Consider the following 22152-nt stretch of genomic DNA (forward strand, 5'->3'; position numbering starts at 1 on the left):
ATGGCAAGACTTGTGGGGGGAATGGGAACCTCACACGTTCCCTCGATCGGGGTGGCGCTCGACAAGGGCCTGCGCGACACGCCTGAGTGGAAGCCGTTCTTCGACGGCTACGTGCCCGCCCAGGAATGGGTTCGGGAGCAGAAGCCCGACGTCGCGGTGGTGGTCTTCAACGACCACTACAACGCCATGTTCCTCGACCGGGTCCCCACCTTCGGGGTCGGCTGCGCCGACGAGTACCAGATCGTCGACGAGGGCTGGGGCCCGCGGGCCATCCCCTCGTTCGCAGGCCACAGCGAGTTCTCCTGGCATCTGGTCGACACCCTGGTCGAGAACCACTTCGACCCGGAGATCATTCAGGAGATCAAGGTCGACCACGGCCTGCAGGTGCCCCTGGAGCTCTTCTGGGGCAAGCCGGAGGAGGCGTGGCCGGTGAAGGTCGTGCCGATCTTCGTCAACGTGCTCCAGTACCCTATCCCGCTGCCCGCCCGCCTCTACGATCTGGGCAAGCAGCTGGGCCGGGCGATCGAGAACTACGACAGCGACGAGAAGTTCGTGGTGCTCGGCACCGGCGGCCTGTCGCACCAGCTGCAGGGCGCCCGCGCCGGGTTCGTGAACCCGCCGGCCGACCGGCAGTTCCTCATCGACATCGCGGAGAACCCCGACAAGCTCGCCGGCTGGAGCCGGCAGCAGTACGTCGACACCTTCGGCGGTGAGGGCGCCGAGCTCATCATGTGGCTCGTCATGCGGGGGGCGCTCAACCCCGACGTGGTGGCCAAGTTCTCGCACTACTTCGTGCCCGCCTCGATGACCGGGGCCGGGATGATCGTTCTCGAGAACGCATGAGTACGTTCGTCCTGCTCCACGGGGCCTGGCACGGCGGCTGGGCGTGGCAGCGGGTGACCCCGCTGCTGCGCGCGGCCGGCCACCAGGTGCACGCCCCGACGCTGACCGGTGTGAGCGACCGCGCTCACCTGCTGAACCCGCAGGTCGGGCTCGGCACGCACATTCAGGACGTCGTCTCCCTCATCGAGGCGTACGACGCCCGCGACGTGGTGCTCGTCGGGCACAGCTACGCCGGGCAGGTCGTGACCGGCGTCGCGGACCGCATCGGCGAGCGCCTGGCCAAGCGGATCCACCTGGACGCCTTCGTCGGCGACGACGGGGAGGCGGCGATCGACCTGCTGCCCGCCACGATCGCCGGCCACTACCGGGAGTCGGTGGCGGGGCCCGGGTTCGGCTGGCTCATCCCGGTGCGCAAGCTGAGCGTCCTCGGGGTCACCGAGCAGGCCGACCTCGACTGGCTCACCCCCAGGCTCACCCCGCACCCGTGGCTCACCTACACCGAGCCGCTGCGGCTGACGGGCAAGGGCGAGCAGGTGCCGGCGGCGTTCATCGAGTGCGTCGACTGGATGCGGGTGTTCACCCCGCACGCCGAGCGGGCCGCCGCGCGCGGCTGGCCGGTGCACGAGATCGCCACCGGCCACGAGGCCATGGTGACCGCGCCCGAGGAGCTCGCGGCGCTGCTGCAGCGGGTCGCCGCGGAGTAACGACACGAGAGAGAAGGCCCTGGCCGCCGATTCGGCGGCCAGGGCCTTTTCACGTTCCCGTACGGCTTCACGTCCCGTACGGCTTCACGTACCCGTACGGCTTCACATTCCCGCACGGCTTCACATTCCCGCACGGCGAAGCCCCCGCGTTGGATGCGCGGGGGCTTGGGCGGGCGTCAGATGATGCCGTCGAGCTCGCGCAGCAGCACGGCCTTGGGCTTGGCGCCGGTGATCTTCTTGACGACCTCGCCGCCCCGGAAGACGTTCATCGTCGGCATCTGGAGGATGCCGTAGTCCCGGGCGGTCACGGGGTTCTCGTCGACGTTCAGCTTGACGATGGTGAGCTTGTCCGCGTTCTCCGCGGCGATCTCCTCCAGGACGGGCCCGAGCTGACGGCACGGACCACACCACTCGGCCCAGAAGTCGACCAGCACGGGCTTGTCGCTGTTGAGGACGTCGGCCTCGAAGCTCCCATCGGTCACGATCTTGACGGCGCCCACGGTTGTCTCCCTCTTGATCGATGCGGTCACGCGTGGTGGTGGGACAGCCAGCGCTCGGCGTCGAGCGAGGCGGCGCACCCGGTGCCGGCTGCGGTGATCGCCTGACGGTAGGTGTGGTCGACGACGTCGCCCGCCGCGAACACCCCATCGACGCTGGTCCGCGTCGTCGGCGCGTCCACCTGCACGTAACCCTCGTCGTCCAGGGCCACCTGTCCCTTGACCAGCTCGGTGCGCGGGTCGTGGCCGATGGCGACGAACAGGCCGGTGACCGCGAGCTCGCTCTCCTCGCCGGTCTTCAGGTTGCGGAGCCGGACGCCCGTCACCCTGTCGTCGCCGAGGACGTCGGCGACCTCGCTGTCCCAGACGAAGCGGATCTTCTCGTTGGCCAGCGCCCGGTCCTGCATGATCTTGCTGGCGCGGAGGGTGTCCCTGCGGTGCACGACGGTGACGGTCCGGGCGAAGCGGGTGAGGAAGGTGGCCTCCTCCATCGCCGTGTCGCCGCCGCCCACGACCACGATGTCCTGGTCGCGGAAGAAGAAGCCGTCACAGGTGGCGCACCAGGAGACGCCCCGCCCGGACAGGCGCTTCTCGTTCTCCAGGCCGAGCTCGCGGTAGCCGGAGCCGTTGGCCAGGATGACCGCGTGCGCGTAGTAGGTGTCGGTGTACGTCTTGACGACCTTGGGGGTGGCCGCCAGGTCGACCTCGATGACGTCGTCGGCCACCAGCTCCGCGCCGAACCGCTCGGCCTGCTTGCGGAAGTTGCCCATGAGGTCGGGCCCCATGATGCCGTCCGGGAAGCCGGGGAAGTTCTCCACGTCGGTGGTGTTCATCAGGGCGCCACCGGCGGTGACCGAGCCCTCGAACACGAGCGGCTTGAGCTCCGCTCGGGCCGAGTAGACGGCCGCGGTGTAGCCGGCCGGGCCCGACCCAATGATGATCAGATTACGGGTGTCGCTCAACGAACTCGCCTTCTCAGGAACCGTTAGCCGTTAACGTCGTGCTGACCGTATACGGACTCGTGCCAGGGGATCACGAACCGCTTGAGGCTGTTGACCGCGAAGTACAGCACCAGGCCGAGGACCGAGAGCAGCATGATCGTGGCGAACAGGGCGGGCGCGTCGAGCTCGTTGAGCGTACGCACGACCAGATAGCCGAGGCCCTCGTTGCCGCCGAGGTACTCGCCGACGATCGCGCCGATGATGGCCAGCACGATGCCGACCTCCATGCCCGCGAAGACGTACGGCATGGTGCTCTTCAGCTCCAGGTGGTTGAACGTCTGCCATCTGGTCGCGTTGAGGCTGCGCATGACCTCGCGCTGCCCCTTGTCCACCGAGCGGACGCCGAGCTGCACGTTCAGCATGATCGGGAAGAAGGCCAGCATCGCGGACATGATCACCTTGCTGGTCATGCCGAAGCCGAACCAGATCACGAACAACGGGATCAGAGCCACCTTGGGCACGACCTGGGAGGCGACGATGAGCGGGCGGAGGCTGAGCTCGATCCACGCCACCTTGCCGAGCACCACGCCGACCGTCACCCCGGTCACCAGGGCGATCAGGAACCCGCCGACGGTCTCAGCGGCGGTGACCCCCGCGTGCTCCCACGTCTCCGGATCGACCACCACCTCCGTCAGGCTCTCCAGCACGGCCATCGGAGGCGGCAGCACCAGGGGGGAGACCTCGAAGGCGCGGACGAACACCTCCCACAGGATGAAGAACACCAGCAGGATGATCGGTGTGCTCACCCATGGCAGCAGCTTGCGGACTCGATCGTTGTTCATCGCCGCTCAGCCCTTCTCGTCTTCGTCGAGCGCGTGGCGCAGGTCCCGTTCCATCGCGCCGAACGCCGCTTCCGTCTGCACGTCGATGGAGCGCGGGCGTTGGAACTCGACGGTCTTCACCTGGCGGATGCGGCCGGGCCGCGGCGTCAGATGGACGACGCGGTCGCCGAGGAAGACCGCTTCGGTGATGTCGTGGGTGATGAAGACCACGGTGGCCTTGGTGGCGAGGGAGATGCGCTGCAGTTCGAGGTTCATGCGTTCGCGGGTGAGCGCGTCCAGGGCGCCGAACGGCTCGTCCATCAGCAGCAGCTTGGGATGAGTGCTCAGCGCTCTGGCGATCGCGACCCGCTGGCGCATGCCGCCGGACAGCTCACGCGGGTAGGAGCTCTCGAACCCGCCGAGGCCGACCAGCTCGGCGAGTTCGCCGGCGCGGGCCAGTCGCGCGGCCTTGGCGTCACCGCGCAGCCGCAGCGGCAGCGCGATGTTCTCCGCGACGGAGTACCACGGGAACAGGTTCGCTTCCTGGAACACCACGCCGAGCTGGGACACGACGGAGGTGTCCACCTTGGTGCCGTCCCACAGCGACCTGCCCTCGATGAGGATCTGGCCGGCCGATGGGCTGAGCAGCCCCGCGAGCATCCTCAGCAGCGTGGTCTTCCCGCAACCCGATCGCCCGATGACCGAGACGAACTCGCCGTCACTGATGGTCAGGTCGATGCCGGACAGCGCCTGCGTGTGCGCGCGCTTGGTCCGGAACTCCTTGCCGATCCCGATCAGCTCAAGTTTGGTCGGCCCGGGCGACGCGGCCTGCCGAGCTCCCGCGGTCTGATCAACCGTCCTGGCGCTGTCCGCTGCCATCCCGGCTCCTCCCGTCCATCTCGTTCATAGATCCGTCCTGTCAATCCCTGTTGGCCCTTAGGTCTTGGGCAGCAAGCTGTTGTCGTACCAAGAGGCAGGGGTGCCGCCGGCCTTGACCATCCCGGCGTCCACGAGCTCCTTGTAGCCGGCGGTCCACGCCTCCTCGTCGGAGGTCAGCAGAGGCCCGCTCATGTCTCCGCCCATCCAGCCGTTGCGCAGCATGGTCAGGCTCGCCCTGGCGATCTTGTCGTCGTCGAGCGTGGCGAAGGAGTACTTCTCCCGCAGGATCGGGATCGCCTTGTCGAAGTTCGTGTCCGCGACCAGCGCCGCCAGCGAGTCGTTCACTCCCGCGAGGAATTTGCGGAGGTCCTCCGCGTCCTTGACCAGGGCGTCCTTCGTGGTCACGTAGACCTGCGCGTCGGCCTTGGCGTACTTGGCGGGGTCGAACACACCCACGTCGGGGTCCTGGCCCACCAGGATGTTGGCGACGTCGACGGTCGTCACGTAGCCGACGATCCGGCCCTGCTTGACCAGGCTGAACGTGCCCGGAGTGAGCCCCACGACCTGGCGCTTGCACTGCTTGGGGTCGAGCCCGCCGGCGGCCATCACGAGGGAGACGACCTTGTCGCTGTTGCCGCCCTCGGAGGGCACGCCCATCGTCTGGCCGACGAGGTCCTCCGGCTTCTCCACCGGATGCCTCTCCTTGCTGTAGACGAAGCGCACGGCGGAGGTGCGGAAGCAGGTGCCGATGTTGATCAGCGGCTGGTTGGAGTCGGTGATGGCCGACATGACCTCCATCTGACCCAGGCGGGTGACCGGCGCGACGCCTGACAGGAGGGTCTGCATCGCCTGCGACGTGCCCTTCGTCGGCTGCAGGGTGACGTCGAGCCCGTGCTTGGCGAAGAAACCACCGGCCACCGCGTACAGCTCGATCGCCATCGACAGGGTCTCCAGCGGGATGCCACTGAGGAAGGTGAACGGCTTGAGGCCGCCCTCCGCTTCGGCGCCTGTGGGCTCGTCCGAGCCGCACGCGGCCAGCAGACCCGACCCCGCCGCCGCCATCCCCACGGTCAGGGCGGAGCGCTTGAGGAAGGACCTGCGGCTGAGCGAGAGCGAAGGGTGGGGAGTGTTGGGCACGATCGTTCTCCTAGGTGTGTTCAGGTCGGCTCACAGCCCCAGCCGACCGACTTGAGACTTGCGCCACATTGGCGTAATGACTACCCGCCTTTCCGCATATCGGAAGGCAGGGCGTAACCTGTTCGTCTCTGCGGAGCACCCAATGCGCGTGAAATGCCCCGGGCCGTGCCCTGGAGGTGCGCGAGTCGCGGTCCGTACGATTCGGTGTTCGGCAGAATGACGGAGAGCGCCGCCACGACCGTACCGGCCGGGCCGTGAATCGGAGCGGCGACCGAGATGTACTCCTGGCGAACCGGAGTGGTCGCGTAACCCAGGCGGCGGATGTCGGCGAGTTTCTGCCGCACCTCACGCTCGGTGACCGGCGGGGCCCAGTCCGGCACCGTCAGCGGCCCGGTCAGCACCTCGTTCTGGAGCTCCAGCGGCGCGTGCGCGAGCAGGATGAGCCCGATCGCGGTGACGTGGAGCTCGTACCGCACGCCCGGCCGGGTCCGGTCGGTGGCCGTCTCCGGGCTCAGGAAGCGCTCGACGAACACCACCTGGTCCTTCTCCCGGATCGCCAGGTGCACCCCGCGGTGGGTGGTCTCGAACAGGTCCTGCATGAACGGCAGGGCCACCCGCTGCAGGCCCACCGACCTGGGCGTGACCGACGCCACCTCCCACAGCCGCAGCCCGACCCGGTAGACGCCGACGCCGTCGCGCTCCAGCGCGCCCCAGTCGTGCAGCTCGCCCACGATCCGGTGGGCCGTGGTGAGCGGCACGCCGGAGCGGCGGCTGATGTCGGAGAGACTCAGACCGCTCGGCGCGTCCTTGATGGTCTCCAGGATCCGCAACGCTCGATGGAGAACGGATCGCCGCTCGTTCGTCATCTCCATCGCTCCTTCCACCACCGTTTCCCTGCGTACGATTCGGGCAGGTAGCGGCATATCTCAGGCTATCTGCCGATGTGGCGCAGAACACGCCGGCAGACCCTTGATCGCCCATCATCCCGGGCTGCCGGACGCCGGCCAACCGCCTTGCCGCCTCGCAAGATTGTGCGGATCCAGCCTTCCGTTATACGGAAATGCAGGTAGTCATCACCCGGCCGGTGGAGCGAACTTGTCAACATCGGGCGCGTGCGACACAGCACTACGGTGCGCCCTCAACCTCACGAGCTGGAGGCGTTGGGGACATGGCAGGACGAGAAAAGCTACTCGATCCCACAGGCTTTGACGAGAGGGCGACGGACAGCACCCTCGCACCACGGCCGACCAGCCTGCGCGGGCTGAGGATCGGCATGCTGGACAACACCAAGCCGAACGCCGTGCTGCTGCTGCAGGAGATCGCGGGCGAGCTTCAGCGTCGTTACGGCGCCGGCGAGTCCATCCTGTACACCAAGGACTACTTCGGCACGCCGGCCAAGGACGACCTGCTCAAGCAGATCGTCGAGGAATGCGACGTAGTGATCACGGCCGTCGGCGACTGTGGCTCGTGCAGCGCGGCCACCGTCGCGGACGGAATCCTGCTGGAGCGGCTGGGCATGCCCACCGTGAGCATCGTCTCGGACTCCTTCCTGGTGTCCGGCGCCGCCATGGCCAAGGTCCAGGGCTTCCCCGGGTTCGACTTCCTCGCCGCGCAGCACCCCGTGGCGAGTCTCGACGAGGAAGAGATCCGCGGCCGCATGCAGGCCTTGATGCCCGAGGTGCTGCGCGTCCTCGGCGTGGAATCCTGAAAGGTAGAGATGAGCACACTGATCGAGGCTCCGCTGGCCGACGCCGCGGAGATCCGCTCGACCCTCGAGTACTACAACAGCCGCCAGTGGACCGACGGCCTGCCGGTGGTGCCGGTCACCGAGTCCTACCTGGCCGAGTTCCTGTCCCAGGTCAACCGTGATCCGGACGAAGTCCTGTTCACCATGCCGCACCTGAACCGGAGCCTCACCATCCGGCTCGCGGCCATCAACGCGGCCATGGCCGGCTGCCTGCCGGAGTACTTCCCCGTCGTGCTGGCCGCCTGGGAGGCGACCGCCGCGGAGCCGTACCCGAAGCGGGGCATCTGGCAGAGCACCACGGGCACCGCGCCGCTGCTGATCGTGAACGGTCCCGTCCGTGAGCGGCTCGGCTTCAACAGCAAGGGCAACGTGTTCGGCTCCGGCTTCCGGGCCAACGCGACCCTCGGCCGCGCCATCCGGCTGGCCTCCATCAACGTCTTCGGCCTGCACCCGCACCACCTGGACCAGGCCACCCAGGCCACGCTGGGCAAGTACTCCGCCTGCATCGCGGAGAACGAGGAGGAGAGCCCCTGGGAGCCGCTGCACGTCGAGCACGGCTTCGACCCGGCCGCCAGCACGGTGACCGCGATGGTCTTCCGGTCCAACATGCACATCGAGGCCCGGCACACCGGCAAGCCCGAGCAGCTCGGCCTGGACCTGGCGAACTCCATCCGCCGCACCGGCGCCCTGCTGCACGAGACCAGCAGCGCGCTCGTGGTCCTCGGCCCCGAGCACGCGCAGCTGTTCGGCCGGGCCGGCTGGAGCAAGGACGACGTGCGGCAGTTCATCTTCGACAACGCGGTGAACTCCCGGGAGGACCTGGTCGCGGTCGGCAAGGACGCACTCTCCCAGCACACCCGCTGGCGGCTGCCGTCCGGCCACCCGGACGCCATCCCCGACGAGGCCAGCGCCACCGACACCCCGGACAGGGTGCCCGCGCTGAAGGTGCCCTCCTCGGTCGTGGTGATGGTCGCCGGCGCCAACAACGCCGGTGTCTCCGCCGTCATCGAGACGTTCGGCCGTCGCGGGGACACCCCCTCGACCGTTCAGGTGCCGGACGTTAGGGATCAGGAAGATGTCTAGCCCGGTGCTGGACAGCGCGCTGGAGAAGTTCCGCGAGCTGATGGCCACCGACGGGTACGAGCTGACCTACTCCGTGGCGGGCGAGAACCGCGTGGTGGTGGAGATCGTGGCCGGCGCCGACGCGTGCGCCGACTGCCTGGTGCCGCTGCCGATCATGGAATCGATCATGTCCGACGCGCTCGAGCCGACACCGTACCGGCTCGACCATGTCGTGATGCCGGCAGAGCACTAAAGGAGCAAGCCCGTGGACCAACCGATGACGATCACCGAGCCGAGCCACCGAACGCCCGTGTACGGCGAGTTCGACGTGGTGGTCGTGGGCGGCGGGCCCGCGGGGATCATGGCTGCGGCCGCCGCGGCCCGCACCGGCCGCTCGGTGATCCTGCTGGAACGGTACGGCTTTCTCGGCGGCGCGGGCACCGCGGGTGGCCTGAGCACGTTCTGCGGGCTGCACGCGAAGGTGTACGGCGAGCATCGGCGGGTCATCCGCGGCCTCGCCGACGAGCTCCTGGACCGGCTGGAGAAGCTGGACGGGCTGTCCAAGCCGCACCTGACCATCAACGACGGCATCCAGGCCCAGGCGTTCGACATCTCCAGCTACAAGATCGCCGCGGATGAGCTGGTGGGCGGCTCGGGGGCTCGCCTGCTCTTCCACGCGCTCGCGGTCGGCGTGGTGATGTCCGACGAGGACACCATCGAGGCGGTGCTGATCGAGTCCAAGTCCGGCCGCGCGGCGGTGCGCGGCCGGATCTTCATCGACGCCTCCGGCGACGGCGACGTGTCGGCGTGGGCCGGCGTGCCGTTCGAGAAGTCGCCGGCCGACAACGGGCTGCTGTACCCGTCGCTGATGTTCCGGATCAACGGCGTGGACGCCGCAGCAGCCGGGGACAAGCCGTGGCGCACGGTCGAGCGGCTGATGGACGCCGCCGAGCGGGCCGGGACGCACACGTTCCCGCGCAAGAAGCCGATCGTCCGGCCGCAGCGCAACCCGCTGGAGTGGCGCGCCAACCTCACCCAGCTCAGCAACCCGGACGGCAGCGCCGTCGACGGCACCGACGTGGACGAGCTCACCCACGGCGAGCTGCAGGGCCGGCAGCAGGTGCTGGACGCGTTCACCTTCATCCGCGACAACACCCCGGGATTCGGCGACTCCTACATTGTCGACCTGGCGCCGCAGATCGGCATCAGGGAGACCCGGCGCGTCATCGGCCGCTACCGGCTGACCGAGGACGACGTGCTCGACTGCGCCGACTTCCCGGACACCATCGGCGTGAACGGCTGGCCGGTGGAGGCGCACGTCGCGGGCACGGTGGACTTCCGTTTCCAGCGCGGGGAGAACCCGCGCGGCTTCAACCAGCTCCCGTTCCGGATGATCGTCCCTGAGCGGGTCGCCAACCTGTACGTGGCCGGTCGGTGCGCGTCGCTGACCCATGACGCCGCCTCCGCGGCCCGGGTGACCGGCCCGTGCTTCGTCATGGGACAGGCGGCGGGCACGGCGGCCGACCTGGCGCTCGACGCCGGTGTCGCCTGCGGCGACATCGACGTGGCGGCGCTGCAGCTCAAGCTCGAGAAGGCCGGGGTCTACCTCGGCCGGGAAGAAGTCGCCCAGTGAGTCAGCCCGTGAGCCAGCCCGTGAATCTGCCCGTGAATCTGCGCAGCAACTTCGAGCCGGGGACCACCAGGTGGGCCATGCGCCGCGCCCAGTGGACGGCGCTCGGGCTGACCCCCGAGGACATGGAGAAGCCGAAGATCGCGATCGTGAACAGCTCGTCCGACCTGGCGAGCTGTTTCAGCCATCTGGACGACATCGTCGGCCCGCTGAAGAAGGCGATCCGCGAGGCCGGCGGCATCGGGTTCGAGGTGCGCACGGCCGCGCCCAGCGACGCCATCACCAGCGCCGGCGCGGCCGGGCAGTACATCCTGCCCAGCCGGGACCTGATCGTGGGCGACATCGAGGTGGCGGCGGAGGGCGCGCTCCTGGACGGCATGGTCTGCCTGGCGTCCTGCGACAAGACCACACCCGCGCACCTGATGGCGGCCGGCCGGCTGAACATCCCGACGATCGTGGTCGCCTGCGGCTACCAGCCGTCCGGCGTCTTCCGCGGCGAGCACGTCGACTTCGAGGACGTCTTCCTCTACGCCGGCCATGTCGCCTCGGGCCGGATGACCGTCAGCGACCTGGCCGAGATGAGCAGCTGCGCGATCACCGGCCCCGGCGTCTGCGCGGGCATGGGCACGGCCAACTCCATGCACATCGCCACCGAGGCGCTCGGCATGGCCCTGCCCGGCAGCACCCCGGTGCTGGCCAACGGCCCCAGGATGTGGCAGACCGTGGCCGCGGCCGGACAGCGCATCGTCGAGCTGATCAACGAGGACATCCGGCCGCGCGACATCCTGCTGCCCGGGGCCTTCCGCAACGCGGTCACCGCGATGCTGGCGATCAGCGGCTCGGTCAACACGCTGAAGCACCTCCAGGCCGTGGCCGTGGAGGCCGGCACCGACGTGGACGTCTACGCCCTGTTCGAGGAGCTCGCGCCGAAGGTGCCGCTGCTCACCGCGGTGAAGCCGAACGGCGAGCGGCGCATCGACGAGTTCGAGGCGGCCGGCGGCACGCTCGGCCTGCTGCGCGAGCTCGGACCGATGCTGGACCTCGACCAGCCCACGGTGGCCGGCCCCACCCTCGGCGAAGCGCTCGCGGGCGTCGACCGGGTGGACTCCGACGTGATCAGCCCGCTGGACCGGCCGCTGGCCCGGCACCCGGGCATCGTCATCGTCCGGGGGACGCTGGCGCCCGACGGCGGCGTCGTCAAGCGCACGGTCTCCGACGACGGCGTGCACCGCTTCACCGGTCCCGCCAAGGTCTACCGCTCCCGTGAGGAGGGGATCGCCGGCATCCGCGCCGGCGAGGTGCGTCCCGGCCAGGTTCTCGTGCTGACCGGACTGGGCCTGCGTGGCTCGCCGGGCATGGGCCTGACCTCGGCGTTCATCTTCGCCCTGGACGGCGCGGGCCTGGGCGACCAGGTGGCCGTGGTCACCGACGGGCAGATGTCCGGGCTGGTCAACAAGGGCCTGGTGGTGGCCGAGGTGAGCCCGGAGGGCGCTGTCGGCGGCCCGCTCGGGCTGGTCAGGGACGGCGACGTGATCAGCGTCGACGTGGACACCCGCACGATCGACCTGGAGGTGCCGGAGGCCGAGCTGGCCGAGCGGCGCGCGGCCTTTCCCGCGCTCGCCGCCCCGGCCGGCTGCAGCTGGCTCTCGGTCTACGCCCGCACGGTGAGCCCACTCGCCCAGGGCGCGACCCTGGGCAAGTGAGTCTCCCCTACGCCTCTTCGCTCGGCCGCAGGTAGACCGGCGGGGGGCGTTCGCAGGTGCTCGTGACGTTCACGGCGACGCCGGTGTGCGCCGAGGACAGCAACGCCTCCATGACGTCGAGCACGTGGAAGGCCAGCGCTCCCCCGGCGCGGGGTTCCTGACCCGCCGGGGTCGAGGCGAAGTCGGCCAGCCCGACCCCGCGCGCCGCCTCGGCGTAACCCGCCGAGGCGGGGAGGTCCCGCCAGCCGTCCGGCCCCGACACCAGGACGGAGCCGTCGAAATGGTTGGGGTCGGGCACGACGAGTGAGCCCTTCTCCCCGTGCACCTCGATGTTGGACGCCCTGGTCGCCGTCCCGTCGAAGCTCATCACCAGGGTGGACAGCGCCCCCGAGGCGTGCACGAGCACTCCGGTGACGTGGGTGTCGACCGTGACCTGGATCTCCTCGCCCTGGCGCGGGCCGGAGCCGATCGTGCGCTTGGACCGGGTGCGGCTGGCCGCGCCGATGACCGACGCCACCGGGCCGAGCAGCGTCACCAGGCTGGTGACGTAGTAAGGGCCCATGTCCAGGAGCGGGCCGCCGCCCGGCACGTAGTAGAAGTCGGGGTTCGGGTGCCAGCGTTCGTGGCCGGGCGTGATCATCGTCGCGGTGGCGGCGATCGGTGCGCCGATCAGGCCGTCGTCGATCGCCTTGCGCGCGGTCTGCGTACCGGTGCCCAGGACCGTGTCCGGGGCGCACCCCACCCGCACCCGGGCGGCGTCGGCGGCGCGCAGGATGCGCTCGGCGTCCTCCGCGGTCGCGGCCAGGGGCTTCTCGCAGTAGACGTCCTTGCCCGCCGCGATGGCCTGGAGCGCGATCTCGGCGTGCGCGGCGGGGATGGTGAGGTTGAGCACGACGTCGACGCGCGGGTCCGCGAGCAGCTCCGCCACGGACAGGACGTCGACCCCCGGGTAGGGGAGCACGGCCTCGCGCGCCCGCTCGGGGTCCAGGTCCGCCACGGCCACCAGCCGCAGCCCCGGCAGCCGGTCGATGGTGGGGAAGTACTGGGCCGAGATGGCCCCGCACCCGACGACGCCGACGTTCACCGGCTGGCCCACGACATGCCCCTCTCGATGATGGTGCGCACGTTGTCGTCCTGCAGGACGTCGAGGCTGTGGCCCGGGGTCGCGACGAAGATCCTGCCGCTCCCCCACTGCCGGGTCCAGACGGCCGGCGAGGTGACCTCCCGGTGCCAGGGGTCCCAGGGGCGGATCTTCTGGGTCGTGGTGGCCAGCACGTCGATGTAGTCGTCCGTCAGCACCCAGTACTGCTCGGTGACGAGGTCGAAGTCGGCGATGCCCTTGGTGATCGGGTGATCGGCCGCCTCGGGCAGCATGGTGACGGTGTACGGCACGAAGTTGTGCTCCTGCGTGCCCATGCCCTCCAGCGTCGGGTCCTTGCCCGGATGGCAGGCGAACTGCCCGCCGATCAGGTGCAGATAGTCGGAGGAGTTGCGGAAGGAGTCGGCGATGCCCCCGTGCCAGCCCGCCATTCCGGTGCCGGCGCGAATCGCCGCCTCCAGGCCCTTGAGCTCCTCCGCCTGGATCGTGCCCATCGTGTAGCACTGCACGATGAGATCGACCCCGGCCATGAACTCCGCGTCCGCGTACGGGGCGGGAGATTCTGACCGGACGACCTCGAACCCGTTCTTCTCCAGGTAGGGGATGAAAAGCTCGGTGGCGGCGACCGGGACGTGTCCGTCCCACCCGCCCCGCACCACGAGAGCTTTCCGGCCGTGTTCGTCTGTCATGCGTTCGCCCATCGTTCAGCTGGATAACGACTCAAATCGTCGCATCTCATACCAAACCACGTAAGGGGCGTATCAGGACTTGGCGCAGAGGGCGGTGTCGAGGGCCTTCTCGACGTTGGCGCGGGCCGGCAGCGTGGTGGGCAGGTGGGTGACGGCGATGGCGGCGGCGCGGCCGTCGTCCGTGGCGGCGTTGGTGGTGTAGTAGCCGGGGATGGCGCCGCCGTGCCCCCAGGCGGTGCCGCCGCAGGTCAGCTTGACGCCGCTGAGGCCGAGCCCGTACTCCCCGCCGGGGCCGAGCTCCGGCACCTTGACCGTGGTGCGCATCTGCTTGAGCTGCTTGGGCTTGAGCAGCTTGCCGTCGAGGAGGGCGGTGAAGAAGCGGTTGAGGTCGCTGGGGGTGGAGATCATCTGGCCGGCGGTCCAGGCCTGGGACGGCTCGAACACGGTGACGTCGGTCATCGACTTCTTCGGGTCGTCCCGGTGGTAGCCCTTGGCGTGCGGGATGCGCACCCGCTCGTCGCCCACGTTCGGGAAGTAGGTCTCCTCCAGGCCGATCCGCTTGATCGTCCGCTCGGTGATCTCCTCGATCGCCGGGCGCTTGGTGACCCTCTCGATGATCAGGCCGGCGACGAGATAGTTGGTGTTGGTGTACATCCACTTTTCGCCGGGCTTGAACTGCGCCTTCTTCTTCAGCGCCATGTCCAGCAGGTCACGGGGCTGGAAGTAGGCGTGCTGGTAGGGCAGGGCGCCCTTGGCCAGGAAGTCGGTGTACTCCGGCAGGCCGCTGGTGTGCTGCAGCACCTGCCGCACGGTGATGCGCCGCCCGTCGACGCCCTTGCCGCGCAGCAGACCGGGCAGATAGGCCTCGACCGGGCCGTCGAGCTTGACCTTGCCCTCGCCGACCAGCTGCAGCAGGGTCACGGCGGTGAAGGTCTTGGTGTTGCTGCCGATGCGCACGTACCCGTCGGCCGGCACGGCGGTCCTGGCCTCCAGGTCGGCCACCCCGGCGACGTAGTCACTCGTGCGCCCGTCACTGCCCTGCACGGCGGCGAGGGCCGCGGGGAACCCGTCCTTGCTCACCAGGTCGTCCAGGGCCCCCTGGACGGACGGCGTGGGAGCCGCGTCGGCCAGGACGGCGGTCGCGGCCGGGCCTGCCAGAACCGCGAGTGCGAGCACGGAGGCGCCGGTCAACCTCCGGGAGCGTGAATTCGTCATGGTGCAAAGCTAGGGCCGGGAGCCGGGCCGCTTCGATCCCGCAGACGGGAGTCCCATGGTGGTGCCTGCTGTACCAAGCAGACCTCCGGACGCGCCCGCCCGGAGGTCTTCCAGGAAGAGGTCACGCGGCGGCGAGCTCGGCGTCGCGCTGGACCTGCTCGATCTGCTGGTCACTGACCCGGAGGTCACCGAACTGCCGGACGGCCTGATAGTAGGTCCAGGCCAGGCCGTCACAGGTCGACTTGCGGATTCCGGAGTATCCGGCGCACACCTGCCGCATGTCGAAGTAGAAAGCGTCGTCGACGCGGCCCTTGTTCTGCGGGAACTGACTTACGGCCTTGTAATTGCGGTAACCGAAGTCGTGTCGCCGGCACGACATCCGGAAATCCAAACCGAGCGGCTGGTCGGGGCTGCTGGAGCACAGGTCCGTGGACCAGTCGAAGGTGTAGTCCGCCCACGACGCCTGCTGTTCCCAGGCCGACCGCCAGGAGGCGGCGCTGGGTGCCGTGGGCTGGGAGAATCCGGAGAGCGCGGCGAGCTTCTGCTCCAGCGTCACCGCGTGGGCCGGGGCCGCCGACGCGATGACGGTGACGAGGGAGAGGCCGGCCGTAGCCAGCGTGGCGCGGAATCGTCCGTTCATGGGAGACCTGCTTCTCGTAGGCCGGGGGGAACCCAAGTTTCCCTTGATCCCTCCCGATGAAGAAGCGATATGCCGAACGGGGCGGAAGCAGATCTCGATCAATTTCTTCTCGTCGGTTGGCCAACGACCGCCCTTTACATCGAGCCTCCTTTCTGTCAGCGAGCGTCGTCAGACGGCCCCAGGCCGGCGGGCAGGGGACCGGCCCCCGGCCGGTCCGGAGCGGGGGCGGGCGCCACCTCGGCGCCGCCGGGCGCCCTCCGCAGGAGGGCCGTACCGCGCCCATTTGCGCTCTTCGGGAAGCACGTGGTACGTTGAACGAGTTGCAGTTGTGGTACCCATAAGGACTTGTGCGCACCTGACAGAACGCTTCAGGTGCGTTTTCTGTTTGCCGGTCATCTCCGGATGGGCTTATCCCAGCGACATGGGGGTTCGTGAAGTGCGGATCCCGTCTCTGCACCTATCAAAAGGAGATCGATATGGCAACCGGAACCGTGAAGTGGTTCAACTCTGAAAAGGGCTTCGGCTTCATCGCGCAGGACGGCGGCGGCGCCGACGTCTTCGCCCACTACTCCAACATCGTTTCCAACGGTGGCTACCGTGAGCTGACCGAGGGCCAGAAGGTCGCCTTCGACGTCGTCCAGGGCCAGAAGGGCCCGCAGGCGGAGAACATCGTTCCCGCCTAGTCACGGCACACGCTCCACAGCAGGGCCCGCACCTCTTCGGTGCGGGCCCTGCCTGCGTTCGGCAGCACAGAAGGGCGCTTTCAGCCCCGCTTCAGGAGGAAGCTGACTAAGCTCTAAGTGATCCAGATCACATGGAGGCAGCCCTTCAGATGCCCGACGCCCCCCAGCACGAGACGCCCCCTCCCGCGCCCGCGCAGCCGAGGTTCGGCACCACGAAGGCCGCGCTGATCGGTGCCGTGGCCAGCGCCGTCGTGACCGGGATCCTCGCGCCCTGGTTCGATCTGTTCAACCGGCTGCCCCTGCCTCTCAGGCTCTGGCCCCCGCTGGCCGTCGCGGTGCTCGTCGCGGGCCTGCTGCACATCCCGGCGTTGGGCCGCTTCGTCGTCGCACACGCGCAGGCGATCCGGCTCGGCCTGTGGGCGCTGGCCGGAATGGCGCTGGTCGGCCTGCTGTCGGTGGTCGTCCAGGGGATCACGGCGGGCAGCCCCTGCCCGGTGCCGACCGAGTTGCGGCTGGTCACCGCACCGGAGAACGTCGTCCAGCTCAGGGAACGGTCCAGGCAGTACAGCGGGGAGCAGCAGCGGGACGGCTGCCCGTTGCTCCGGATGACCGTGGCCGCCGTGCCGCCGCCCGTCCACCTGCTGAACGCCTTCAACAGCGACTGGGAGATGGAAGACCGTACCGGCCGGCCGTACGCCCGGCTGCACGATCTGCAGCCCGACGCCTGGGTCGCCACGTCGGCCGCCCAGCCGGACGACCTCAGAGGGCGCGTGTCCGCGCAGCTGGGCGCGAACCTCCCGGTCGGCGAGGACCAGCTGGTGCTGGCCATGACCGAGGGCCGGAAGGCGGAGCTGGACAGGATCATGAACGATCCGGACGACTACTCCTTCGAGAAGGTGTGGACGACACTCACCACGGAGATGGGGATGAAGATCGCGCGCCCGTACCCCGAGACGTCCGTGGCGGCGCTGATCGCGACCCACGACCTGTTCGAGGGGCGTGGGCTGGCCGTGTCGGAGTACGAACAGGCCCCGACGAAGTACCAGCGGGCCGAGCAGGACCTCGTCACCCACGGCCTCGGGGCGGACACGGTCAACTCGCTGCTGTGCGCGTTCGACCGCCTAGCCGACGAGCCCGCGCGTCAGTCGGGCACCACGGCGGGACGGCCCAGCGGTCCCGGCATCGTCATGCTCGTGCCCGGCCACAGCGTGCGCGACTTCAACGACGATCGCGTCGAGGGCTGCCCGGACACCGGCCAGAGCCATGAGCTCGTCGGCGTGGGTCACCACGAGCTCAGCAGGCTCGACTACCAGTACGTCCCGGTGACCTGGGCAGGTCAGCGCTCGGCGGAGAAGGAAGCGCTGGTCGAGAAGTTCGGCCAGTGGCTGAAGAGCAAGCCCTTGTTCCACCACGAGTCCATCCCCGGCAAGGGCAGGGCCACCGCGCACAGCCTCACGACACTGAGCCAACTGCTGCTGGACAAGATCCGCACACCGGTCGACCTGCGGCTGATGCTCGACGTCTCGGGCTCGGCGGCCCGCCCGGTCCGCGTCCAGGCCGCTGAGGCGCTGCGCGGCCAGGGCAGGATGCTCGGGCCGCGTGACGACGTCCGGGTGTTCGGCCTGGGCAGCAGGACCGAGCACGGCCGGGCGGAGGTGATCGACATCGCCTCCGGACGCGCCCCCAGGCTCGGCGCGGTGGCCACGGAGATCGAGAATGCCGAGTTCGACAGGTGGGACGCGCCGGTCTCCGCCGGGGTCAGGGAACTCGGCGACGGCGACGGATCGGCGCCCGTGGTGTTGCTCACCGACGGCCGCCTGTTCGACAACGAGGGCGGCGCCGGTGCCGCCGAGTCGATCGGCGAGGCGCTGGCGGAGGCATCCGCCGTCTCGGGCCTGTACGTGATCGTCTTCGGCCCCAACGACTGCGCCGTGTCCAAGCTTCGAGGCACGTCGAAGCCGTACGTGTGCGTGACGGCGAGCAGCACGCGCGAACCGATCGCCGACGCCCTCCTCACGGTGCGGAGGTGGCGATGAAGGCCCGGCCCGTGTGGGCGCTCCTGGGCGGCGCGGCGGTGATGTCGGTGATCCTGCTGGGCACGGTCCGCCTCCCGAGCCCCGCGCCCCTGCCCACCCCGGCGATCACCCTGGTCGACCCGGTCGTCGTGCCCACGACGCACACGGAGCACTGCGGCGGCAGCAACGAGCTCGTCGTGGCCACGGCGACGACATCAGCACCGGCAGCATGCGGCGTGAGGTGTTCGACCGCTGGAACAGCGGGGACCGGCCGGAGAAGTACCCTCGGGTCAAGCTGCTGGAGCTCTCCGACAGCACCGACCTGCGGCGGGCCCAGATGGCGGCGGTGGCGCAGGTGGGCAGCTGCGAGTACGACGTGCTCGTGCTCGACGTGGCGTGGGTGGCCGAGTTCGCCCGGCACGGCTACATCGAGCCGATCGAGCTCGACGATCCCGGCCGGTTCCTGACCGGCCCGCTGAAGGCGGCGCAGATCGACGGGGACCAGTACGGCGTGCCGTTCGCCGCCGACGCGCTGCTGGAGTTCCGCCGCCTCGACCAGACCGACGGCGGCTACCTCCTGCAGCTGAACGACAAGGAGATCAGCACGATCAACTTCCTGGAGATGATCGAGTTCGGCGGCGGAAAGGCGCTCGACGGCGCCGACCGGACCGACGTGGTCCTCGGCGACGACGAGGACGCCACCTGGAAGGCACTGACGACGCCCGAGATCGTGCCCTTCGCCGGGGACGCGAGAGACGGCGTGCCCGTCCTGCCCGCATCACTCCAGCTGGACGAGGACGCGAGCACCACCGCCTTCGAGGACGGCGAGATCGGCGACCGGCCGGTGTCCTACATGCGCAACTGGCCGATCGCCTTCCACCGGCTGGCCGCCGAGCCGCTGATGCGCCGCGACGACAAGCACCTGCTGTTCGAGGTAGCCGCGCCGAACCGGCCGGGCGGCGTCCTCGGCGGCTCGGTGCTGGCGATCTCCCAGCACATCCAGCCGAAGCACCGGAAACCGGCCAAGGAGCTGATCGAGCGGCTCACCAGCGAGCCGGTGCAGACCCGGCTGTTCGCCTGCGGCGGCTACGGTCCGGTCCTGACCAAGGTGTACGACGACTACCAGGCCGGCCACGGGGCCACCTGCCCGGACGAGGGCGGCTCCGAGACCACTCCCGTGAGCGAGGACGAGCTGGCCACATTGGCCGCCGAGCTCAGAAAGTCGATCGACCTGGCCCGCCCGAGACCCAAGTCGCCCTACTACGCGCAGTTCAGCGAGGCCTTTCGCACGTGCGCACGCGGCGCCTGGGAGACGAGGGTGGCGCGGGCCACGTTCTTCTCCACCGCCCCCGGCCTCCTGGAGGCCGCCCTGAACGGCAGAGTCCCCGCCGACAGTCCCCCGTGTTGACCGGGCTCAGGAGCCCGAGTTCAACTGGTCTCGGACTGTCGTCTCGCAGCCGGGGGAATCCCATGCGGAGAATCCTGCTCGCCCTCGTCCTGGCCCTGGCACCGTGGGCGGCGCTGCCCGCCGCGGCCCAGGCCCGTCCACCAGCGGTCATCTTCGACACCGACATGGACTTCGACGACGCCGCCACGCTGGCGTACCTGTCGCAGGAGCACAAGGCCGGGCGCATCGACTTACGGGCCATCACGGTGACCAACAGCGGCGCGGGCCTGCCGGGCAGGGCGATCCGGCATGCCCGGTGCCTGTCCGAGCGGCTCGGGCTGCGGAAGGTGCTGATCGCCGACGCGACGAGTGACGCGCCCAACACCTTTCCCGCCGAGCTGAGGCAGCTCTTCGACCGGGTGCTCACCGCGGCGACCCCCGGCTGCCCGGGCGACGAGACGCCGTCGAAGCTGCCCGCCCCCGACCTGATCAGGAAGCTGCTGCGGGCCAGGCCGGCCACGCAGATCATCGCCACCGGCCCGCTCAGCAACGTGGCCGCCGCGCTGCCGTACTCCGCCTCCCGGCTGACCTCGATGGGCGGCGCGGTGAAGGTCGGCGGGAACCTGTGCTGCGGCACCCCGCCGGAGTTCGACGGCACGCAGGAGTTCAACTACTGGCTCCACCCGGCCGCGGCGCGGGCCGCGCTCACCCGCAGCGGCGGAAGCGTGCGCATGGTGTCGCTGGACGCCGCCAACGAGGTGCTCATCACCGACGCGTTCATCGACCGGCTGCGCGCCGACCAGAGCACGCCGGCCGCCGCCACCGTGCTGGAGATCGTCTCGCATCCTGAGGTGCGGCCGCTGATCGCCGACGACCTGCTGTACTGGTGGGATCCGCTGGCCGCGATGAGCGCCGTCCATCCGGGACACGTCGAGTTCACCGCCGGACGCCTCGATGTGGTGCTGGAGGGGCCCTCGGCCGGGCGCACGATCCTGTCGCCCTCCGGGCGCCTGCTCTCGTACGGCACGGCGGCCGGCACCGAGGCGTTCGAGCAGCGCTTCCTCGACACGCTGAACGGCCGGGGCTGAGTCATCGGCGGCGGTAGGCGAGACGGCGCAGCAGGATCTCCGCCGGGCCCCGGTGTCCGGCCCGCCGCATCAGGTCGGCGATCACCAGCGACAGCAGCCACGTCGCCACGGCCACCCCGGTGGCGCCCGCGATCCCGAGGTCGTCCTGCAGCCCCAGCCCGAACGGGTAGAAGACCGCGACGAACACGATCGACTGGAAGAGGTACAGGCTCATCGACCGCTGGCCAAGCGCCTCGACGGCGACGGTCAGGCGGTTGCGCCGCCGCTCGGCCACGATGGCGATCAGGGCCATGCCGGTGGCCATGCCGATGCCGCCGAGGTATCCCGTGATCGGCTGCGCAAGCGAGGCGGCCAGCAGGGCGGCCCCGTCCGGCTTCCACGCCCCGGTCAGGACGAGCCCGAGGGGGGCGGAGCCGGCCAGCGAGACGACCGTGGTGCTCACCGTGATGCGGACCAGGAGCGTCCGGTGCCGCGTGGGCTCGTCCAGCATCCGCCGCCGCGCCGCCCACATCCCGAGGAGCACCCCGGGCACGACCATGGTCACACCCACGATGAGGCCGGGCGGCCAGGCCTGCACCCGCTCCATGGCCATCTGCACCAGGTCGGTGGTCCCCGCGAGCGAGATCATGTCGTACACGGACTGGCCCTGCGACAGCGGGTACCACGTGACTAACCCGATCAGCACCGTCGAGGGCACCATGGTCAGCCCCGCGGTCCACAGCAGTGCCGAGTCCCGGAACCGCAGCATGCCGACGAGCAGGACGGCGCTGAGTCCGTACACGGCGAGAATGTCGATGGGGACCAGCAGCGCCACGTGCGCGAACCCGAAGGCCATCAGCCACCAGCCCCGGCGGCGCAGCAGCTTGCGGACGGTGGGCCAGTCGCCGCCGCGCGCCGTCTGCCGGTCCAGCAGTTGCACCAGCGCGTAGCCGAACAGGAAGGCGAACATCGGCCGCGCGTGGTTGTTGACGAAGAGCGATTGGAAGAAGATCGCGATGTCATTGGCCAGGGCGTTGCCCTGGCCGGCGGCGACGACGAAGAGCGGTGCGTGCGCGAACGCGATGGCCAGCAGCATGCCGCCCCGGGCCAGGTCCGGGGCGAGCGCCCGCGCGGCGGTGTCGAGCGGGCCCGGTGGTGCTTGTGTCGACGTTGTCATGTCATGTCCCTCGTTCGAAGACCCTGGATCTCCGACGCTACGGACGGGAGCGCGGGCCCGGAATGCGGATAGATGCCCGCGGGGGTGGACCTAGGCACAGGGCCCAGGTAGAACTTCGTCTTCGATGTTGACGATGTTCCGCTCCTACATTAACGTCGTCCATGACAGAGACGATGTTCAGGCGTGGTATCTATGGCAGTCCAGAGGAGGCCGGAC

Annotated in this window: 23 protein-coding genes; 11 read left to right on the top strand and 12 right to left on the bottom strand. The window is 69.6% G+C overall.

Features of this window, described 5'->3' with window-relative positions; all coding sequences use genetic code 11:
- Positions 1-843 carry a class III extradiol dioxygenase family protein gene (locus ACIBQX_RS40885; protein ID WP_397014339.1) on the top strand — a complete coding sequence of 281 codons (843 nt, stop codon included), beginning with the start codon at positions 1-3 and terminating at the stop codon, positions 841-843.
- On the top strand, positions 840-1547 hold the full coding sequence (locus ACIBQX_RS40890; RefSeq protein WP_397014341.1) for an alpha/beta fold hydrolase: 708 nt from the start codon (positions 840-842) through the stop codon (positions 1545-1547). Before ACIBQX_RS40885 ends, ACIBQX_RS40890 begins: the two co-directional genes overlap by 4 nt.
- 176 nt (positions 1548-1723) lie before the next feature.
- Here ACIBQX_RS40890 and trxA read toward each other — a convergent pair whose 3' ends face one another.
- The 6 genes from trxA to ACIBQX_RS40920 all read right to left on the bottom strand — a co-directional run bounded on the left by trxA (position 1724) and on the right by ACIBQX_RS40920 (position 6688).
- Positions 1724-2047 (bottom strand): thioredoxin, encoded by a 324-nt coding sequence (gene trxA, locus ACIBQX_RS40895; RefSeq protein ID WP_397014344.1) that lies wholly within the window; start codon positions 2045-2047, stop codon positions 1724-1726.
- A 26-nt stretch (positions 2048-2073) separates the two neighbouring features.
- Positions 2074-3006 carry a thioredoxin-disulfide reductase gene (trxB, locus tag ACIBQX_RS40900; protein WP_397014346.1) on the bottom strand — a complete coding sequence of 311 codons (933 nt, stop codon included), beginning with the start codon at positions 3004-3006 and terminating at the stop codon, positions 2074-2076.
- Positions 3007-3029: 23 nt separating this feature from the next.
- Entirely contained in the window at positions 3030-3827 is a 798-nt protein-coding gene (locus ACIBQX_RS40905; protein WP_397014348.1) for an ABC transporter permease, read from the bottom strand.
- 6 nt (positions 3828-3833) lie between these two features.
- On the bottom strand, positions 3834-4685 hold the full coding sequence (locus tag ACIBQX_RS40910; protein WP_397014350.1) for an ABC transporter ATP-binding protein: 852 nt from the start codon (positions 4683-4685) through the stop codon (positions 3834-3836).
- Between the two features lie 57 nt (positions 4686-4742).
- Complete coding sequence (locus ACIBQX_RS40915; protein WP_397014352.1) at positions 4743-5822, bottom strand: ABC transporter substrate-binding protein; 1080 nt, start codon at positions 5820-5822, stop codon at positions 4743-4745.
- 80 nt (positions 5823-5902) lie between these two features.
- Positions 5903-6688, bottom strand: coding sequence for an IclR family transcriptional regulator (locus ACIBQX_RS40920; protein ID WP_397014354.1), 786 nt, complete (start codon positions 6686-6688; stop codon positions 5903-5905).
- Positions 6689-6990: 302 nt separating this feature from the next.
- Between ACIBQX_RS40920 and ACIBQX_RS40925 the strand changes: the two genes are divergently transcribed.
- From ACIBQX_RS40925 to ACIBQX_RS40945, 5 genes are read left to right on the top strand one after another with little or no spacing between them, the layout of a single operon-like run.
- A complete protein-coding gene (locus ACIBQX_RS40925) occupies positions 6991-7530 on the top strand; it encodes a UGSC family (seleno)protein (RefSeq protein WP_397014356.1) in 540 nt (179 codons plus the stop codon).
- A gap of 9 nt (positions 7531-7539) precedes the next feature.
- A complete protein-coding gene (locus tag ACIBQX_RS40930) occupies positions 7540-8652 on the top strand; it encodes a hypothetical protein (RefSeq protein WP_397014358.1) in 1113 nt (370 codons plus the stop codon).
- On the top strand, positions 8645-8884 hold the full coding sequence (locus ACIBQX_RS40935; RefSeq protein WP_397014360.1) for a hypothetical protein: 240 nt from the start codon (positions 8645-8647) through the stop codon (positions 8882-8884). The genes ACIBQX_RS40930 and ACIBQX_RS40935 overlap by 8 nt, the downstream gene beginning before the upstream one ends.
- 12 nt (positions 8885-8896) lie before the next feature.
- On the top strand, positions 8897-10264 hold the full coding sequence (locus ACIBQX_RS40940; protein WP_397014362.1) for an FAD-dependent oxidoreductase: 1368 nt from the start codon (positions 8897-8899) through the stop codon (positions 10262-10264).
- An 8-nt stretch (positions 10265-10272) separates the two neighbouring features.
- Positions 10273-11964, top strand: a complete 1692-nt coding sequence (locus ACIBQX_RS40945) for a dihydroxy-acid dehydratase (RefSeq protein WP_397014364.1) — start codon at positions 10273-10275, stop codon at positions 11962-11964.
- A 7-nt stretch (positions 11965-11971) separates the two neighbouring features.
- Here ACIBQX_RS40945 and ACIBQX_RS40950 read toward each other — a convergent pair whose 3' ends face one another.
- The 4 genes from ACIBQX_RS40950 to ACIBQX_RS40965 form a co-directional block, all read right to left on the bottom strand.
- Positions 11972-13060 (bottom strand): Gfo/Idh/MocA family protein, encoded by a 1089-nt coding sequence (locus ACIBQX_RS40950; RefSeq protein ID WP_397014366.1) that lies wholly within the window; start codon positions 13058-13060, stop codon positions 11972-11974.
- The gene (locus ACIBQX_RS40955; protein ID WP_397014368.1) at positions 13045-13752 is read right to left on the bottom strand and encodes a ThuA domain-containing protein; all 708 of its coding nucleotides are present in this window, start codon (positions 13750-13752) and stop codon (positions 13045-13047) included. The genes ACIBQX_RS40950 and ACIBQX_RS40955 overlap by 16 nt, the downstream gene beginning before the upstream one ends.
- Before the next feature lie 72 nt (positions 13753-13824).
- Positions 13825-14967 carry a serine hydrolase domain-containing protein gene (locus tag ACIBQX_RS40960; RefSeq protein ID WP_397014370.1) on the bottom strand — a complete coding sequence of 381 codons (1143 nt, stop codon included), beginning with the start codon at positions 14965-14967 and terminating at the stop codon, positions 13825-13827.
- A 121-nt stretch (positions 14968-15088) separates the two neighbouring features.
- The gene (locus ACIBQX_RS40965) at positions 15089-15607 is read right to left on the bottom strand and encodes a phospholipase (protein ID WP_397014372.1); all 519 of its coding nucleotides are present in this window, start codon (positions 15605-15607) and stop codon (positions 15089-15091) included.
- Between the two features lie 476 nt (positions 15608-16083).
- Here ACIBQX_RS40965 and ACIBQX_RS40970 point away from each other — a divergent pair, with 476 nt between their 5' ends.
- Complete coding sequence (locus ACIBQX_RS40970; RefSeq protein WP_055509312.1) at positions 16084-16290, top strand: cold-shock protein; 207 nt, start codon at positions 16084-16086, stop codon at positions 16288-16290.
- Between the two features lie 131 nt (positions 16291-16421).
- Entirely contained in the window at positions 16422-18326 is a 1905-nt protein-coding gene (locus tag ACIBQX_RS40975) for a hypothetical protein (RefSeq protein ID WP_397014374.1), read from the top strand.
- On the opposite strand, the gene ACIBQX_RS40980 is transcribed toward ACIBQX_RS40975, so the two are convergent.
- Positions 18304-18510 carry a hypothetical protein gene (locus ACIBQX_RS40980; RefSeq protein ID WP_397014376.1) on the bottom strand — a complete coding sequence of 69 codons (207 nt, stop codon included), beginning with the start codon at positions 18508-18510 and terminating at the stop codon, positions 18304-18306. The genes ACIBQX_RS40975 and ACIBQX_RS40980 overlap by 23 nt on opposite strands.
- A gap of 24 nt (positions 18511-18534) precedes the next feature.
- Between ACIBQX_RS40980 and ACIBQX_RS40985 the strand changes: the two genes are divergently transcribed.
- Positions 18535-19713, top strand: coding sequence for an extracellular solute-binding protein (locus tag ACIBQX_RS40985; protein ID WP_397014378.1), 1179 nt, complete (start codon positions 18535-18537; stop codon positions 19711-19713).
- Positions 19714-19775: 62 nt separating this feature from the next.
- Complete coding sequence (locus ACIBQX_RS40990; RefSeq protein ID WP_397014380.1) at positions 19776-20780, top strand: nucleoside hydrolase; 1005 nt, start codon at positions 19776-19778, stop codon at positions 20778-20780.
- A gap of 1 nt (position 20781) precedes the next feature.
- On the opposite strand, the gene ACIBQX_RS40995 is transcribed toward ACIBQX_RS40990, so the two are convergent.
- Positions 20782-21936, bottom strand: a complete 1155-nt coding sequence (locus ACIBQX_RS40995) for a DUF418 domain-containing protein (protein WP_397014382.1) — start codon at positions 21934-21936, stop codon at positions 20782-20784.
- Between the last annotated feature and the right edge of the window lie 216 nt (positions 21937-22152).

The sequence above is a fragment of the Nonomuraea sp. NPDC049714 genome (assembly GCF_044465295.1).
Lineage (GTDB): Bacteria > Actinomycetota > Actinomycetes > Streptosporangiales > Streptosporangiaceae > Nonomuraea.